At 62.0% G+C, this 14350-nt stretch carries 15 protein-coding genes and 1 other RNA gene; 6 read left to right on the forward strand and 10 right to left on the reverse strand.

The genetic code is table 11. The annotated features are described in order from the left end of the window. Nucleotides 1-60 precede the first annotated feature (60 nt). Both N4Q37_RS09440 and N4Q37_RS09445 read right to left on the reverse strand, forming a co-directional pair. Nucleotides 61-612: a hypothetical protein gene (locus N4Q37_RS09440; RefSeq protein ID WP_260957282.1), complete on the reverse strand. Its 552-nt coding sequence runs from the start codon at nucleotides 610-612 to the stop codon at nucleotides 61-63. Between the two features lie 441 nt (nucleotides 613-1053). Continuing rightward, entirely contained in the window at nucleotides 1054-2031 is a 978-nt protein-coding gene (locus tag N4Q37_RS09445) for an NADPH:quinone oxidoreductase family protein (RefSeq protein WP_260957283.1), read from the reverse strand. Nucleotides 2032-2181: 150 nt separating this feature from the next. On the opposite strand from N4Q37_RS09445, the gene N4Q37_RS09450 reads away from it, so the two are divergent. Then, on the forward strand, nucleotides 2182-2589 hold the full coding sequence (locus N4Q37_RS09450; protein ID WP_260957287.1) for a flagellar basal body-associated protein FliL: 408 nt from the start codon (nucleotides 2182-2184) through the stop codon (nucleotides 2587-2589). 67 nt (nucleotides 2590-2656) lie between these two features. Here the strand turns inward: N4Q37_RS09450 and N4Q37_RS09455 are convergent, their stop codons facing one another. The 4 genes from N4Q37_RS09455 to N4Q37_RS09470 form a co-directional block, all read right to left on the reverse strand. Continuing rightward, nucleotides 2657-3775, reverse strand: a complete 1119-nt coding sequence (locus N4Q37_RS09455) for an ABC transporter permease (protein WP_260957288.1) — start codon at nucleotides 3773-3775, stop codon at nucleotides 2657-2659. Further along, nucleotides 3775-6498, reverse strand: a complete 2724-nt coding sequence (gene rbbA / locus N4Q37_RS09460; protein ID WP_260957290.1) for a ribosome-associated ATPase/putative transporter RbbA — start codon at nucleotides 6496-6498, stop codon at nucleotides 3775-3777. The genes N4Q37_RS09455 and rbbA overlap by 1 nt, the downstream gene beginning before the upstream one ends. Next, nucleotides 6495-7460: an HlyD family secretion protein gene (locus N4Q37_RS09465; RefSeq protein ID WP_260957292.1), complete on the reverse strand. Its 966-nt coding sequence runs from the start codon at nucleotides 7458-7460 to the stop codon at nucleotides 6495-6497. The genes rbbA and N4Q37_RS09465 overlap by 4 nt, the downstream gene beginning before the upstream one ends. A gap of 81 nt (nucleotides 7461-7541) precedes the next feature. Further along, the gene (locus tag N4Q37_RS09470) at nucleotides 7542-7991 is read right to left on the reverse strand and encodes an EVE domain-containing protein (RefSeq protein WP_260957293.1); all 450 of its coding nucleotides are present in this window, start codon (nucleotides 7989-7991) and stop codon (nucleotides 7542-7544) included. A 193-nt stretch (nucleotides 7992-8184) separates the two neighbouring features. Between N4Q37_RS09470 and N4Q37_RS09475 the strand changes: the two genes are divergently transcribed. After that, entirely contained in the window at nucleotides 8185-8331 is a 147-nt protein-coding gene (locus N4Q37_RS09475; RefSeq protein ID WP_260957295.1) for a hypothetical protein, read from the forward strand. Between the two features lie 29 nt (nucleotides 8332-8360). Here N4Q37_RS09475 and N4Q37_RS09480 read toward each other — a convergent pair whose 3' ends face one another. From N4Q37_RS09480 to N4Q37_RS09495, 4 genes are all read right to left on the reverse strand, one after another. Further along, complete coding sequence (locus tag N4Q37_RS09480) at nucleotides 8361-8966, reverse strand: 5-formyltetrahydrofolate cyclo-ligase (RefSeq protein WP_260957296.1); 606 nt, start codon at nucleotides 8964-8966, stop codon at nucleotides 8361-8363. Nucleotides 8967-9083: 117 nt separating this feature from the next. Then, a non-coding RNA gene (ssrS, locus tag N4Q37_RS09485) (6S RNA) lies at nucleotides 9084-9263 on the reverse strand. Nucleotides 9264-9293: 30 nt separating this feature from the next. Continuing rightward, a complete protein-coding gene (locus tag N4Q37_RS09490) occupies nucleotides 9294-9608 on the reverse strand; it encodes a cell division protein ZapA (RefSeq protein WP_260957299.1) in 315 nt (104 codons plus the stop codon). After that, nucleotides 9605-9814: a TIGR02449 family protein gene (locus N4Q37_RS09495; RefSeq protein ID WP_260957301.1), complete on the reverse strand. Its 210-nt coding sequence runs from the start codon at nucleotides 9812-9814 to the stop codon at nucleotides 9605-9607. The genes N4Q37_RS09490 and N4Q37_RS09495 overlap by 4 nt, the downstream gene beginning before the upstream one ends. Nucleotides 9815-9943: 129 nt before the next feature. Here N4Q37_RS09495 and N4Q37_RS09500 point away from each other — a divergent pair, with 129 nt between their 5' ends. The 4 genes from N4Q37_RS09500 to N4Q37_RS09515 are packed head-to-tail and all read left to right on the forward strand — an operon-like array spanning nucleotide 9944 to nucleotide 14321. Next, nucleotides 9944-10498, forward strand: a complete 555-nt coding sequence (locus tag N4Q37_RS09500; protein WP_260957303.1) for a YecA/YgfB family protein — start codon at nucleotides 9944-9946, stop codon at nucleotides 10496-10498. 25 nt (nucleotides 10499-10523) lie between these two features. Further along, nucleotides 10524-11858 carry a Xaa-Pro aminopeptidase gene (gene pepP, locus N4Q37_RS09505; protein ID WP_260957307.1) on the forward strand — a complete coding sequence of 445 codons (1335 nt, stop codon included), beginning with the start codon at nucleotides 10524-10526 and terminating at the stop codon, nucleotides 11856-11858. Next, a complete protein-coding gene (gene ubiH / locus N4Q37_RS09510) occupies nucleotides 11855-13048 on the forward strand; it encodes a 2-octaprenyl-6-methoxyphenyl hydroxylase (protein WP_260957308.1) in 1194 nt (397 codons plus the stop codon). The genes pepP and ubiH overlap by 4 nt, the downstream gene beginning before the upstream one ends. Nucleotides 13049-13103: 55 nt before the next feature. Further along, nucleotides 13104-14321 (forward strand): 2-octaprenyl-3-methyl-6-methoxy-1,4-benzoquinol hydroxylase, encoded by a 1218-nt coding sequence (locus N4Q37_RS09515; protein WP_260957670.1) that lies wholly within the window; start codon nucleotides 13104-13106, stop codon nucleotides 14319-14321. Nucleotides 14322-14350: the final 29 nt, after the last annotated feature.

The raw sequence follows: 14350 nt of genomic DNA on the forward strand, positions 1-14350 counted from the left end.
TTTTAAGTAGTTGAGAGGTAGGTAAGCCGACTGCTGTGCCCAGTATCGATGATATTTTTTTTAGCAAAAAACCAGGGAGGAGCTGGAGATGGATGTTTTTTCCTGATTGATAATTCTGAGTTTTTCATCTACAGCTAACGCTGAATGTTGTTGTCCGGGCTGGGCTTGGGTGGCAGTCTGTTCGACTTTGATCGACAAATTTCCGAGCTTTTCTGCAAGAATTTCTTTCTGCAAGGAAAGTCGTTTGAGCTCCAGTGCTGATCTATATGCGTTGTTAATTGCTGTATAAGCGACAATGGCGTTAGGTGGAGAAGTCTCTGTGCTTTCTCGTATTCTTCTTAAGGATAATTCTCGTAGTAGAAAAAATGGATTTTGACCATGCAATGAATAAGCTGGTTTGGTGCGCGCTTGATATTCTATTTCTTTGGCTTTAATGAGGTTTATGGTTGTTTCTTGTTCGCTTTTGACTTCTTCCAATGGCGAGAGTCGACGAGCGCCGATTGCTGTTTTATTTGCTTTTTCAATTTCTTTAGTAGTAATTTCCTTAAGGTTTTTAAAGATGCTTTTATACTCAGCATCGATGATCTCACAATATTCTTCTTGTATTGACATAAGGTCATCCCAGATAAAGGGAGTGGACGCATTGGATCGTTTGGAGCTTCTGCTGGTTCCTCTACGGGGCCCCTCCTGCGGACCCCAGGCTCCAGAGAAAAATCCTCCAGTGCCGAGATTTGGTAGCCTTTCTGTTTGAATCGATACAGGACCTATCTCGTATGAGCCAGGTCCTAGTTGTCTGTGAGGCCCTAAATAATTATTCGTGTTGCACATAAGATTTTTCCATGTCAGGTCGTCCATTAATAAATCGCAGCCTGCTCCTGCGGGATGCTGTTGTATATGAAGTAGGTTTACGTACTTTTTTGGCGAGGGTGCGGTATATATCTACCGCCAAATCGACTTTTATTTATGGTTTCCGAGTGTTCAGAGCAGTAGTAAGAAAGAAAAAATGCCAGAACCGCCTCGTCAGCGGTTCTGGCATTTTTTCCCTGCACGGTTTCAGCGAACTTGAATAACCACCTTCCCCACCGCCCTGCGCTGACCCAGGTCATTAATCGCCTGGGCGGCGTTGCTCAGTGGGTAAGTCTGCGACACCAGCGGCTTGAGCTTGCCTTCGGCGAACCAGCCGAACAGCTGCTGGAAGTTGGCGGCGTTGTCCTGGGGCTGGCGTTGGGCGAAGGAGCCCCAGAACACGCCGACCACGGCGGCGCCCTTGAGCAGGGCCAGGTTCACTGGCAGCTCGGGGATGCGCCCGCTGGCGAAGCCGACCACCAGCAGCCGGCCGTTCCAGGCGATGGCGCGGATGGCCTGGTCGAACAGGTCGCCGCCCACCGGGTCATAGATCACGTCGGCACCCTGACCGTCGGTGAGGCGCTTGATTTCATCCTTGAGGCTGGTTTCGTTGTAGTTGATCAATTCGTCGGCGCCGGCCGCCTTCGCCACGGCGAGTTTCTCTGCGCTGCTGGCGGCAGCGATCACCCGGGCACCCATGGCCTTGCCGATTTCCACGGCCGCCAGGCCGACGCCACCGGATGCGCCGAGCACCAGCAACGTTTCGCCAGGTTGCAGGTGGGCCCTTTGCTTGAGCGCGTGCATCGAGGTGCCGTAGGTCATGCTGAAGGCGGCGGCGGTGGCGAAGTCCATGGCGGAGGGGATTGGCAGCACGTTGTAGCCTGGCACCGCCACCTGCTCGGCGAAGCTGCCCCAGCCGGTCAGCGCCATGACCCGGTCGCCGACCTTGAGATGGCCGACCTTTTCTCCCACCGCACTGACGACACCTGCCGCCTCGCCGCCGGGGGAAAACGGGAAGGGCGGCTTGAATTGGTATTTGCCCTCAATGATCAGCGTGTCGGGGAAATTCACTCCGGCGGCGTGCACGTCCAACAGCACTTCGTTCTTTTTTATGACAGGGCTGGCGACGTCTTCCAGCACCAGCGATTCGGCAGGACCGAATTCTTTGCACAGCACGGCTTTCATCAGGGCTATTCCTTTGGGAGGGCTGGCCGATAAGTGTAGGTGTGAGAGTCAACGGGTCAACGAGCATGCCCCGCCCTGATAGCCGGCCATAAGCTTGTGCTGGAGCGGCGGGGCGGTATGCTGGGCCGCAAACCGGATGAGGAGTGGAATGTGAAAGCGTGGATCATGTTGATGCTGGCCTTGTCGTTGCCGGTGGCAGCGACGGCCCAAGAGGCGAAGGAAGGCGAGGCGCCGAAAGTCAGTTACATCACCCTCAGCCCGCCGTTCGTCGGCAATTATGGCCTGGATGGCACCGCGAAGTTGAAGGTCTACAAGGCCGACGTAGCCCTGCGCGTCACCGGTGACGCCGCGGCTGCGGCGGTGAAGGCCAATGAACCGTTGATCCGCAACCAACTGGTGGCGTTGTTCGCCCAGCAGACCACCGAGACCATGAACAATCTGGAAGCCAAGGAAAAGCTGCGCCAGGAAGCGTTGAAGCAGACCCAACAGGTCATGAACGACGAGACGGGCAAGCCGATGGTGGATGACCTGCTGTTCAACAACCTGATCATTCAGTAACCCGGTAGGGTCGCGGTCTCGGGCGGTGCCGGCAATCGGCAACGGCCCGGGGCTGTTGCTCGTGGGGTCAAGACGCCAGGCTTTTGCGGAATCGCCCCAGGGCGATGGCGAAGAACACCAGCCCGATCGCCGCCAGCGCCAGCAGGTCCGGCCATACCACGCCAACACCGGCGTCGCGGAACAGAATGGCCGCGCTGAGGCTGACGAAATGGGTCGACGGCGACCCTTGCATCACCCATTGCAGCCATTGCGGCATGCTGTCCAGCGGTGTGCTGCCGCCCGACAGCAGCAGCATCGGGATGATCACCGGGATCGCCAGCAAGCCGAACTGTGGTGTCGAGCGGGCCAGCGTTGCGAGAAAGATGCCCAGTGCGGTGCTGGCGAACAGGTAGAGTGCCGTCACCGATAGAAAGAGCACCATGGAGCCCGCAAGCGGCACACCCAAGGCTGCCTTGACGATGATTTGCAGCGACATCCAGGTGCACAGCACCACGACCAGCATGTTGCTCCAGATTTTCGCCAACATGATTTCCAGCGCCGTCAGTGGCAACACCAGCAGGTGATCGAGGGTGCCATGCTCGCGCTCGCGCAGCAGCGCGGTGCCCGTCAGGATAATTGCCAGGATGGTGATGTTGTTGACGATCTGGATCACCGCCAGGAACCAGCCACCCTCCAGGTTGGTGTTGAACAGTGCGCGGGTGCTCAACTGTATGGGCGTTTTTTCGCCGACCCCGGCCTGGCCACCGTAAGCCATCAGCTCGCGTTGGAAAATCCGCCCGATGTAGCCGGCGCCCATGAACGCCTGGCTCATGGCCGTGGCATCGACGTTCAGTTGCAGTGCCGGCTCGCGCCCGGCCAGCAGGTCGGCCTGGAAGTTGGCGGGCACGTTGATGACAAAGGTGTAGCGCCCACTGTCCATGACTTTATCCAGTTCGCCATAGGGCAATGCCATCGGCGCCTGGAATTCGGGTGGCAGCAGCGATTGCGCCAGTTGGCGCGAGAGGTGGCTGTGGTCTTCATCCACCATCGCCACGCTGGCGTTGTGGACGCCGATCACCGAACCGGCCGCCGGCATGTAGATCGCCACCGTGAACGCATAGCACAGGAACAGCAGGAGCACCGAGTCGTACCGCAGGCTGGTCAGTTCCTTGAGGCCAAGGCGCCAGATATGTGAGAGCGCGTGCATCAAGCCTCCTGTTTCTTCAGCATGAGCAGGCTGAGTCCGGTGAAACCGAGGAAAAATCCCGCCAACGCCAGGCATTGCGGCCACAGCTGGCGCAGGTCGAGAGCCTTGGTGAAGGTCCCGACGGCGATGTCCAGGAAGTATCCGGCGGGAAACAACTGGCCCATCACCGAGGCCGCACCGCCCAGGGAAGAGCGGGGCACGATCAGCCCGGAGAACTGGATAGTCGGCAGGCTGGTGAGGATCATCGTGCCGAGGATCGCGGCGATCTGGGTGCGGGTGAACGCCGAGATCAACAGGCCCATGCTGGTGGTCGCCAGCACGTAGAGCAAGCCGCCGAAGGCCAGCGTGAGGCCGCTGCCCTTGAACGGCACGCCGAACAGCCAGCGATTCATCGCCGTCAGCAAGGCGAGGTTGATCAGGCTGACCGCCAGGTAGGGCGCTTGCTTGCCGAGCAGGAATTCCAGGCGCGTCAGGGGCGTGGCGTAGAAGTTGGTGATTGAACCCAACTCCTTTTCCCGGACGATGCCCAGGGCCGTCAGCATGGCCGGGATGAATGCGAGGATCAGCGCCATCACCCCCGGGCCGATGGCGTTGACGCTGACCACGTCCTGATTGTAGCGGAACCGGGTTTCCAGCCTGGCCGTGGCAGATGGGTTCTGCGCCACGCTGCTCTGTTCGGCCAGTTGTTCGAGGTTGGCCTGATGCACCGCCTCGACGTAGTTGCGACTGGTCTCGGCGCGAAATGGCATGCCGCCGTCCAGCCAGGCGCCGACCGTGGGTTGTCGACTGGCAAACAGGTCGCGGCCGAAACCCGGCGGGATCTCCAGCGCCAATTTGATTTCCGAACGTTGCAAGCGTCGGTGCAGTTCGCCGGCATTGCGGATCGCTGGCTGCTCCTCGAAATAACGCGAGCCGCGAAATGCTTCCAGATAGGCACGGCTTTGCGGGCTCTGATCTTGATCGAACACGGCAAACGCCAGTTTCTCCACGTCCAGTGAAATGCCGTAGCCAAAAATGATCATCATGAACAAGGCGCCGAGCAAGGCGAATCCGAGTCGCACCTTGTCGCGCAACAGCTCCTTGCCTTCCCGGCTCGCGACCGCCAGCAACCGACCAAGGCGCAGGCCCGGGCGGTCTTGCAGGAGGGCGGCGCTGTCCAGGGTCACGGGGGCGGAATCTTGTCGTGTCTCGCCCTGGGCTTGTTCCAGGCAAGTGACGAACGCCGCTTCCAGGGTCTGGCCATTGAACTGGGCCTGTAGGGCCGCCGGTGTGTCGCAGGCCAGGACTTTGCCGGCGTGCATCAGCGAAATCCGGTCGCAGCGCTGGGCTTCGTTCATGAAATGGGTGGAAAGGAAAATGGTCACGCCCTGTTCGCGGGACAACTCGACCAGCAACCGCCAGAAGTCGTCGCGCGCCGCCGGGTCGACGCCGGAGGTCGGCTCATCGAGGATCAGCACTTCCGGACGGTGCAGCACCGCCACCGCCAGGGACAGACGCTGGCGCAGGCCCAGGGGCAGTGCACCGGAAGGTTGGTCGGCCAGCGCCTGGAGGTTGAAGCGCTGGATCAACGCCTCGATGCGCGGGCGGCTGTCGGCCGGCGGCAGGTCGAACAGCCTGGCGTGCAAGTCCAGGTTCTGGCGCACGCTCAATTCGCCGTACAGTGAAAAACTCTGGGACATGAAGCCTACCCGTTTGCGGGTGGCGAGGTCCTTGGCGTCGACCGGGTTGCCCAACAGGCGGGCGTCGCCTTCGCTGGCGGGGATCAGCCCGGTCAGCACTTTCATGGTGGTGGTCTTGCCGCAGCCATTGGAGCCCAGGAAGCCGAAGATCTCGCCGCGCCCGATGGCGAAACTGACGCTGTCGACCGCAGTGAAATCACCGAAACGCAAGGTGAGGTCTCGGGCCTGGATGGCGATTTCGGTGTTGTCGTCGGTCCTGGGAGGAATGACCAGTGGCCCGGCGTCGCGAACCTTGCTGCCCTGGAAGTGCGTGAAGGCCGAGTCGAGCTTGCCGTCGGGCGTGACGACCGCCAGCTCGGTGCTCAGCCCCTGGGCGATCAGGCGACCACCGTCGAGCATCAGGCAATGCTCGAATTGCTCGGCCTCTTCCATATACGCCGTGGCAACCAGCAAGGTCAGTTGCGGACGTTGGCGGCGGACGTCTTCGATCAGCTCCCAAAAGCGTCGGCGAGACAAAGGATCGACGCCCGTGGTGGGTTCATCAAGGATCAGCAGGTCCGGTTCGTGGATCAGCGCGCAACACAGGCCGAGCTTCTGCTTCATCCCACCGGACAGCTTACCGGCCGGGCGGTCGGCAAAGCGCTGCAGGTCGGTGGCGAGCAGCAATTGGCCCATGCGCTGCTCGCATTCCTTCTTCGATAGTCCGAACAGCGTGCCGAAAAAACCGATGTTCTCGCGTATCGACAGGTCAGGATAAAGATTGCCGCCCAGCCCTTGGGGCATGAACGCAATGCGTCGATAGAGGGTCTTGCGATGCCGTCGGTTCTCGATCGAGGCGCCCAGTACGTGCAGTTGGCCTCCCTGGCGTTTCTTGACCCCGGCGATCAACCCCAGCAGGCTCGATTTGCCTGCCCCATCGGGGCCGATCAGGCCGCAGCGCGTACCGGCGGGCAGGCTGAAGCTGATATCGCTCAAGGCGCTGTAGGCGCCGTAGCGGTGCTCGAGTCCCGAGGCTTGCAGCGCCGGTTCGTTGAGCGAACTCATTGCAGGTTGGCCGGCCATTCGACGGGGACGATGCGGACATAACCGGCGCCGGGCATGCCGGGTTTGGCCTGGGGGACTTCGCCGGGGCGGGTCAGGTGGACCTTGACCCGAAACACCAGCTTCTGGCGCTCATCGCGGGTTTCGACTTCCTTGGGGGTGAACTGGGATTTGGCGGAGACAAAACTGATCCTTGCCGGCAACGGTCGTTCGGGCAAGGCGTCGAGCAGCAGGCGCGCTTCGTCACCCACGGCAAGTTTCCCGGCCACGGATGCCGGCAGGTACAGGTTCATGTATTGGTCGTTCGGGTCGATCATCAACAGCACGCGCCCGCCCGCGCCCAGCACTTCTCCCGGTTCGGCCAGGCGCAGTTGGATGACCCCGTCGATGGGGGCGCGCAAGCTGCTGTCGTCTATTTCGCTGGTCAATTGGGCGACCTGGGCCTGGGTCGCGCCGATCGCGGCAGTTGCAGCCGACACCTGGGCCCGGGCGGCGTTGAGCGCCGCATTCGCGGTGTCCATGCGAGCTTGTTGCTGGTCGATAGCCTGGCCGCTGGCATAGCCGCGCTTGAACAGCTCCTGGGTCCGCTTGAGTTCCTGGTGGGCGAGCAGTTGTTCGCTCTGGCGCAGTTGCACGTTGGCCTCGTTGGCGGCGAGGTTCTCCCGGGCCCGGATCACCTCGGCTTCCGCCTGGCTGCGCTGGGCCTCCAGCGTGCGGGTGTCCATGCGCGCCAGCAATTGGCCTTTGGTGACCTTGTCGCCCTCGTGGACCTGGACGTCGGCCAGGCGCCCGGGCGACTTGCTGGCGATCTGGACTTCGGTCGCCTCGAGGCGACCGTTGCCCATGCTCAAGCCGTCCGGCAGGCGGTCATGCCGGGATTTCCAGTAGCCGAAGCCGCCGGCGGCCAGCAGCACGGTCAGCAATGCGAGGGCAAAGAAACGAGAAGTACGTGGGTTCGTGGACATGTGCGGCATCCTGCGGCAATAGCATGAGAGTCTGCAGGATCGCTGACAGACCCGGCTTGATGTCCATCAACTCTTGAACGATCAGCGCAGTGCGAGCACCGTCGCCCATTGCTCGGCCGTCACTGGCATCACCGACAGTCGCGAGCCTTTCTGCACCAACGGCATTTCGGCCAGGGCAGTCTGTTGCTTGAGATAGTCGAGCTTCAGTACGCGGGCAAACGTCTCGACATGGGCCACGTCGATCGCGGTCCAGGGGTTTTTCTCCGGGCTGGCCTTGGGGTCGAAATAATGACTGTCCGGGTCCAGGGCTGTCGGATCGGGATACGCTGCCTGGATGATTTTGCCGATGCCGGCGATGCCCGGCTCGGGGCAACTGGAGTGGTAAAAGAAAAATGAATCGCCCGCCACCATGGTCCGCAGAAAATTGCGCGCCTGGTAGTTGCGCACCCCGTCCCAGCATGCCTGACCGAGTTTTGCCAGGGCTTGGATGGACAACTCGTCGGGCTCGGATTTCATCAGCCAATAGGCCATGTTTTCTACTCCTGGGCGATGATGAAAAAAAGTTCAGCGATTTTATGACAAACCGACAGTCGGTTGACGCCAGAGTTTGCGTGACGGTTCAGGTTGCCGCAAAATGCCGGCCTCCAAGCTTGACGCTGCTGCACGGCCAAATAAGAAAACCGCTGCTGTCATCGTGTGGGATATGCCTTGAGGGGGGCAATCGATGAAACGCAAACCGGATTTGTTGTGGATCTTGGTCATTCTGTTCGGCCTGGGTGTCGTGACCACGGGTTACGCCCAGAGCTTGTGGGCCAGCAAGGCCGAAACACCCGTGGACGTCACCCAACCCGCGCCGTCGCTTAAACGCTGAACCGTCTTCCAGGCGCCGCCGAGTGGCGCCTATTGCGCGATGTACCATTGCCGGTCACTGACCGTTCCTTGCAGTGGTACGTCCCAACTTGCTTGTGCCAAGCGTTCGACTTTCTGACACTCATGAGCCAGGCCCAGCAATGTCGGCTTGCACCACTGCTTGCGCCTCGCCAGGTACGCCAGGCTTCGATCATAGAAGCCGCCTCCCATGCCCAGCCGACCGCCGACATCGTCAAAACCCACCAAGGGCAATAGCACCAGGTCCAGCGCCCAGGCCTTGCGTTGGCGGGCGATGTTCTTGCGCGGCTCCGGGATACGAAACCGATTGGGCTGCATTTTTTCGCCGGGATGGATGCGCTGGAAAACCATCTTGGTCTGCGGCCAGGGGCTGAGCACCGGCAGATAGGTGGCCTTGCCTCGGCGCTGGGCTGCGCGCAGCAGCAGGCGCGGATCGATTTCGCCATCGTTGGGCAGGTACAGGGCGATGTGGCGGGCTCGGCGAAACAACGGGTGCTGGGCCAGTTGTCGATAGAGCCCGCGGGCGGCATCGCGTTGCTGGGCGGGAGTCAGGGCTCGACGGGCCTGGCGCAGCAGGCGTCGCAGTTGCGGGCGGGGCAGCAGCGCAGGGTCGCTCATGTCCGGACTTCGAGATTGGCTACGGCTTTACAGCGTAACCGCAAATGGCCTGGCTCGAAAATGCCTGGGCCAGACACAACAATGCCAGTCGTGATGACTGGCATTGTCTGAAAATCCAGGCTCCCCGGATGAACCGCTGTCGGCTTAGCCCTTGAACCCGAGAGTTCAAGGTGGAAGTTGCAGGGGGCGTTAAGGCTTTCCGTCAAGCGGACATGCACACCGGCCCCAACGTGCAACCCCCGTGGTTGTGCGTATCGGCTCAGGGACATCACCAACTGGCAAGCACCCCAGGGAGTGGCGCCAGTATACCCCAGGCTGCCTCGCGAATCAGCCCTTGCTGACGTCCGGATCGGTGGCCAGCACCAAATCCACTCGCTCGAGCAGGTCGCGCACCTGTTCGCGGGTCGAGCCGCTGACCTGCACCGGCGTATCCTGGCGATGCAGCAGGTCGTGGGTAATGTTCAAGGCGGCCATGACGGCGATCCGGTCGGCACCGATGACCTTGCCGCTGCTACGGATCTCGCGCATCTTGCCGTCCAGGTAGCGGGCGGCACTCACCAGGTTGCTGCGCTCTTCCTGGGGACAGATGATCGAATACTCTTTATCGAGGATCTGCACGGTAACGCTATTGCTTGAACTCATGAGTCTTGCTCCAGGGCCTTGAGGCGCGAAATCATCGATTCGACCTTACGCCGGGCGATTTCGTTTTTTTCAATGAGGTGCGCGCGTTCCTCGCGCCAGGTTTTTTCCTGAGCTAATAGGAGTCTGTTTTGGCTCTTAAGTTGCTCGACCCGGTCAATTAGCAATTCGAGTCTGGCCATCAGCGCTTGCAGGTCGTTGTCTTCCATTGTGTCCACTGAAGATTGTGTCTGATGGAGGGCGGTGGGTCGCACGGCCTTTATGGTTTTGGCGAGTCTGTCGATGTAGGATACAAGGCCTCCATTCTAGACATAGCGCCGTCTGGCGCCTAGCTGCCCATGCCCATTCAGAATTCCCCGTATCAAGCCTTTGCCACCCTGCTGAGCACCAGCGGCCATCCCGTCTCGCCTGCCGAACTGCATGGCTTGTTGCTTGGTCGCAGCTGCGCCGGTGCCGGCTTCGAGGCCGACGGCTGGCTGGCCGACGCCGCCGAACTGCTGGAAGGCGAGCCGGCGGACAACGTCCGCAACGCCCTCATCGGCCTGCAGGAAATGGTCAAGGGCGAGCTGACCAGCGACGACATGACCGTCGTCCTGCTGTTGCCCACCGACGATGCTCCCTTGGCCGAGCGCGCCGCTGCGCTGGGCCAGTGGTGCCAGGGCTTCCTCGCGGGCTTCGGCCTGACCCGCCGCGAATACGCATTGAGCGAAGAGGCCAAGGAAGTGTTGCAAGACCTGGCCGCGATTTCCCAGGTCCAGGATGCCCTGGAAGAGTCCGACGACGGCGAAAGCGACTACATGGAAGTGATGGAGTACCTGCGGGTCGCGCCATTGCTGCTGTTCACCGAGACCAAGAAAACCGATGCGGCGGCCGCCAAGCCGTCCTTGCATTGATTTTTAGAGGGAATACCGTCTGCCCATGATTTATATCCCGAAATCGGAATACAGCCGTCGCCGCAAGGCCTTGATGGCGCAGATGGAGCCCAACAGCATTGCAATCCTGCCCGCCGCCGCGGTTGCGATCCGTAACCGCGACGTCGAGCACGTCTACCGTCAGGACAGTGACTTCCAGTACCTCAGCGGCTTTCCCGAGCCGCAAGCGGTGCTGGTGCTGATGCCGGGCCGGGCCCATGGCCAATACATCCTCTTTTGCCGCGAGCGCAACGCCGAACGTGAATTGTGGGACGGCCTGCGGGCCGGCCAGGAAGGGGCGATCCGTGACTATGGCGCCGACGACGCGTTTCCCATCACCGATATAGACGACATCCTGCCGGGCCTGATCGAAGGCCGCGACCGGGTCTATTCGGCCATGGGCAGCAACCCGGAATTCGACCGGCACCTGATGGAGTGGATCAACGTGATTCGCTCAAAGGCCCACCTCGGCGCCCAGCCGCCGAACGAATTCGTTGCCCTGGATCACCTGCTGCACGACATGCGCCTGTATAAATCAGCCGCGGAAGTGAAGGTGATGCGCGAAGCGGCGCGGATTTCCGCCCAGGCACATGTCCGGGCGATGCAGGCGGCGCGACCGGGGCTGTACGAATACAGCCTGGAAGCCGAGCTGGATTATGAATTCCGCAAGGGCGGGGCAAAGATGCCGGCCTATGGCTCGATCGTCGCGGCAGGCAACAACAGTTGCATCCTGCATTACCAACAGAATGACGCGCTGCTCAAGGACGGTGACCTGGTGCTGATCGACGCCGGTTGTGAAATCGACTGCTATGCCAGCGATATCACGCGCACCTGGCCAGTCAACGGCAAGTTTTCGCCCGAGCAGAAGGCGATCTATGAAGTGGTGCTGGCCGCCCAGGAAGCGGCATTTGCCGAGATCGCACCGAACAAGCACTGGAACCAGGCGCATGAAGCCACGGTCCGGGTCATCACCGAGGGGCTGGTGCGGCTGGGGCTGCTGGCAGGTGAGGTGGACGAATTGATCGCCAGCGAGGCCCACCGGGCGTTCTACATGCACCGCGCCGGTCACTGGCTGGGCCTAGACGTGCACGATGTGGGCGAGTACCGGGTTGGTGGCGAATGGCGGGTACTAGAGGTCGGCATGACGTTGACGGTGGAGCCGGGCATTTACATCAGCCCGAACAACCGCGACGTGGCGAAGAAATGGCGCGGCATTGGCGTGCGCATCGAGGATGACGTGGTAGTGACCAAGACCGGTTGTGAAATCCTGACCAGCGGTGTGCCGAAAACGGTCGCCGAAATAGAGGCCCTGATGGCCGCCGCACGGGCTCGCGCAGCATGAGCCGGGTCAATGTGGCGATCGTCGGCGGTGGCCTGGTGGGCGCCAGCCTTGCCCTGGCCCTGCAGGCCGGCGCCAAGGTCCGTGGCTGGAAAATCATGTTGATCGAACCCTTCGCCCCCGGCGATGCCTGGCAGCCAAGCTACGATGCCCGTTCCTCGGCGTTGTCCTATGGCGCCCGGCAGATCTATCAGCGGCTGGGGCTCTGGCAGGCGATTTCCCGTCGCGCCGAGCCGATCAAACAGATCCACGTGTCCGACCGCGGGCGCTTTTCCACGGCGCGGCTGTCGGCCATGGAAGAAGGCGTGCCGGCCCTGGGCTACGTGGTGGAGAACGCCTGGCTCGGCCAGTGCCTCTGGCAAGGCCTCGATAAAGACGTGGTGAGTTGGCACTGCCCGGCGCAAGTCATCCGGATGGAACCTCTGGTCGATGGCTATCGCCTGACCCTCGACGACGAGACTACCGTGGAGTGCGACCTCGCCGTGTTGGCCGATGGTGGCCGTTCCAACCTGCGCGAGCAGTTGGGCGTCGGGGTGCGCAACCGACCTTATGACCAGAGCGCCCTGATCGCCAACATCACCCCCGGCGAAGCCCACAACGGCATGGCCTTCGAACGCTTCACCGACGATGGCCCGATGGCCTTGTTGCCGCTGCCGGAGAACCGTTGCGCCCTGGTCTGGACCCGCCAGGGCATGGACGCACAACGGCTGGCGGCCCTCGACGAGCGCAGCTTCCTCAGCGAATTGCAGGGCGTGTTCGGCTATCGCCTGGGCACCCTGAAACAAGTGGGCGCGCGACATCTTTACCCGTTGGCGTTGGTGGAGGCCGAAGAACAGGTACGGCCACACCTGGCCATCCTGGGCAACGCTGCCCACAGCCTGCACCCGATTGCCGGGCAGGGGTTCAACCTGTCCCTGCGCGATGCCCAGGTCCTGGCCGATGCCCTGCTCGACAGCGACACCACGCCGGGAGATTTTGCCGTGCTGCAGGCCTATCGCGAGCGCCAGCGCCTGGACCAGACCCTGACCGTGGGGTTCTCCGACCAGGTCACGCGCCTGTTCAGCAGCAGCCTGCCGCTGGTGTCCGTGGGCCGCAACCTGGGCCTGCTGGGCCTGGACCTGCTGCCGCCGGCCAAGCGCTGGTTCGCCCGTCAGGCCATGGGCCTGGGGACTCGGCCCGATGTGTGGGATTAATTATTCTTTTCATGGGTGGCTCATGTCGCCCGCAAAACAGGCTTGAAGCATGGAATTGCGTGCAGATCTGCTGATTGTCGGCGCCGGTATGGTTGGCAGCGCCCTGGCGCTGGCGTTGCAGGGCAGCGGCTTGCAAGTGCTGCTGCTCGACGGCAGTCCGCTGAGCGTCAAACCCTTCGACCCGCAGGCGGCGTTCGAGCCGCGGGTCAGCGCCTTGTCGGCGGCCAGCCAGCGGATTCTCGAGCGCCTGGGCGTCTGGGACGGCATCACCGCCCGGCGCGCCAGTCCGTACACCGACATGCACGTGTGGGACGGCAGCGGTACCGGGCAGATCCATTTTTCCGCCGCCAGCCTGCATGCCGAGGTGCTGGGGCATATCGTCGAGAACCGTGTCGTGCAGGACGCCTTGCTGGATCGCCTGCATGACTGCGACCTGGGTCTGCTGGCCAATGCCCGGTTGGAGCAGATGCGTCGCTCCGGCGACGACTGGCTGCTGACCCTGGCCGATGGCCGCACCTTGCGCGCGCCGCTGGTGATCGCCGCCGACGGTGCGAACTCGGCCGTGCGCCGCCTTACTGGTGTCGCCACTCGTGAGTGGGATTATCTGCACCACGCCATCGTCACCAGCGTGCGCAGTGCCCGGCCGCATCGGATGACGGCATGGCAGCGCTTTACCGACAACGGCCCGCTGGCCTTCTTGCCGCTGGAGCGAGACGGCGAGCACGACTGGTGCTCGATCGTCTGGTCGACCACACCCGGCGAGGCGCAGCGCTTGATGGCGCTCGATGACGCCCAGTTCTGCAGTGAATTGGAACGGGCTTTCGAAGGTCGGCTCGGCACGGTGCTGGGCGCCGACCCGCGCCTGTGCGTGCCGCTGCGCCAGCGTCATGCCAAGCGCTACGTGGCCGAAGGGCTGGCGCTGATCGGTGATGCGGCCCATACCATCCATCCGCTGGCCGGGCAGGGGGTGAACCTGGGCTTCCTCGATGCCGCCGTGCTGGCCGAAGTGTTGTTGCAAGCGGCCGGACGTGGCGAGCGACTGGCGGACGTCAAGGTGCTGAGTCGCTACGAGCGCCGACGCATGCCTCACAATCTGGCGCTGATGGCGGCGATGGAAGGTTTCGAGCGCTTGTTCCAGGCCGATCCCTTGCCGGTGCGCTGGTTGCGCAACACCGGATTGAAACTGGTGGACCACCTGCCTGAGGCCAAGGCGCTGTTCGTGCGCGAGGCGCTGGGGTTGACCGGGGATTTGCCGGATTTGGCCAAGGCCTAGTGGGCAGGCCCCATCGCAGGCGAGCCTTG

The organism is Pseudomonas citri, assembly GCF_025336485.1.
Lineage (GTDB): Bacteria > Pseudomonadota > Gammaproteobacteria > Pseudomonadales > Pseudomonadaceae > Aquipseudomonas > Aquipseudomonas citri.

Bases quoted from the DNA above. Each gene is read 5' to 3' on its own strand.
- N4Q37_RS09500 (WP_260957303.1), top strand. From the start codon at position 9,944: ATGCCCATTCAGAATTCCCCGTATCAAGCCTTTGCCACCCTGCTGAGC.
- pepP (WP_260957307.1), top strand. From the start codon at position 10,524: ATGATTTATATCCCGAAATCGGAATACAGCCGTCGCCGCAAGGCCTTG.
- N4Q37_RS09495 (WP_260957301.1), bottom strand. From the start codon at position 9,814: ATGGAAGACAACGACCTGCAAGCGCTGATGGCCAGACTCGAATTGCTA.
- rbbA (WP_260957290.1), bottom strand. From the start codon at position 6,498: ATGAGTTCGCTCAACGAACCGGCGCTGCAAGCCTCGGGACTCGAGCAC.
- N4Q37_RS09465 (WP_260957292.1), bottom strand. From the start codon at position 7,460: ATGTCCACGAACCCACGTACTTCTCGTTTCTTTGCCCTCGCATTGCTG.
- N4Q37_RS09470 (WP_260957293.1), bottom strand. From the start codon at position 7,991: ATGGCCTATTGGCTGATGAAATCCGAGCCCGACGAGTTGTCCATCCAA.
- N4Q37_RS09440 (WP_260957282.1), bottom strand. From the start codon at position 612: ATGTCAATACAAGAAGAATATTGTGAGATCATCGATGCTGAGTATAAA.
- N4Q37_RS09490 (WP_260957299.1), bottom strand. From the start codon at position 9,608: ATGAGTTCAAGCAATAGCGTTACCGTGCAGATCCTCGATAAAGAGTAT.
- N4Q37_RS09480 (WP_260957296.1), bottom strand. From the start codon at position 8,966: ATGAGCGACCCTGCGCTGCTGCCCCGCCCGCAACTGCGACGCCTGCTG.
- ubiH (WP_260957308.1), top strand. From the start codon at position 11,855: ATGAGCCGGGTCAATGTGGCGATCGTCGGCGGTGGCCTGGTGGGCGCC.
- N4Q37_RS09455 (WP_260957288.1), bottom strand. From the start codon at position 3,775: ATGCACGCGCTCTCACATATCTGGCGCCTTGGCCTCAAGGAACTGACC.
- N4Q37_RS09475 (WP_260957295.1), top strand. From the start codon at position 8,185: ATGAAACGCAAACCGGATTTGTTGTGGATCTTGGTCATTCTGTTCGGC.
- N4Q37_RS09445 (WP_260957283.1), bottom strand. From the start codon at position 2,031: ATGAAAGCCGTGCTGTGCAAAGAATTCGGTCCTGCCGAATCGCTGGTG.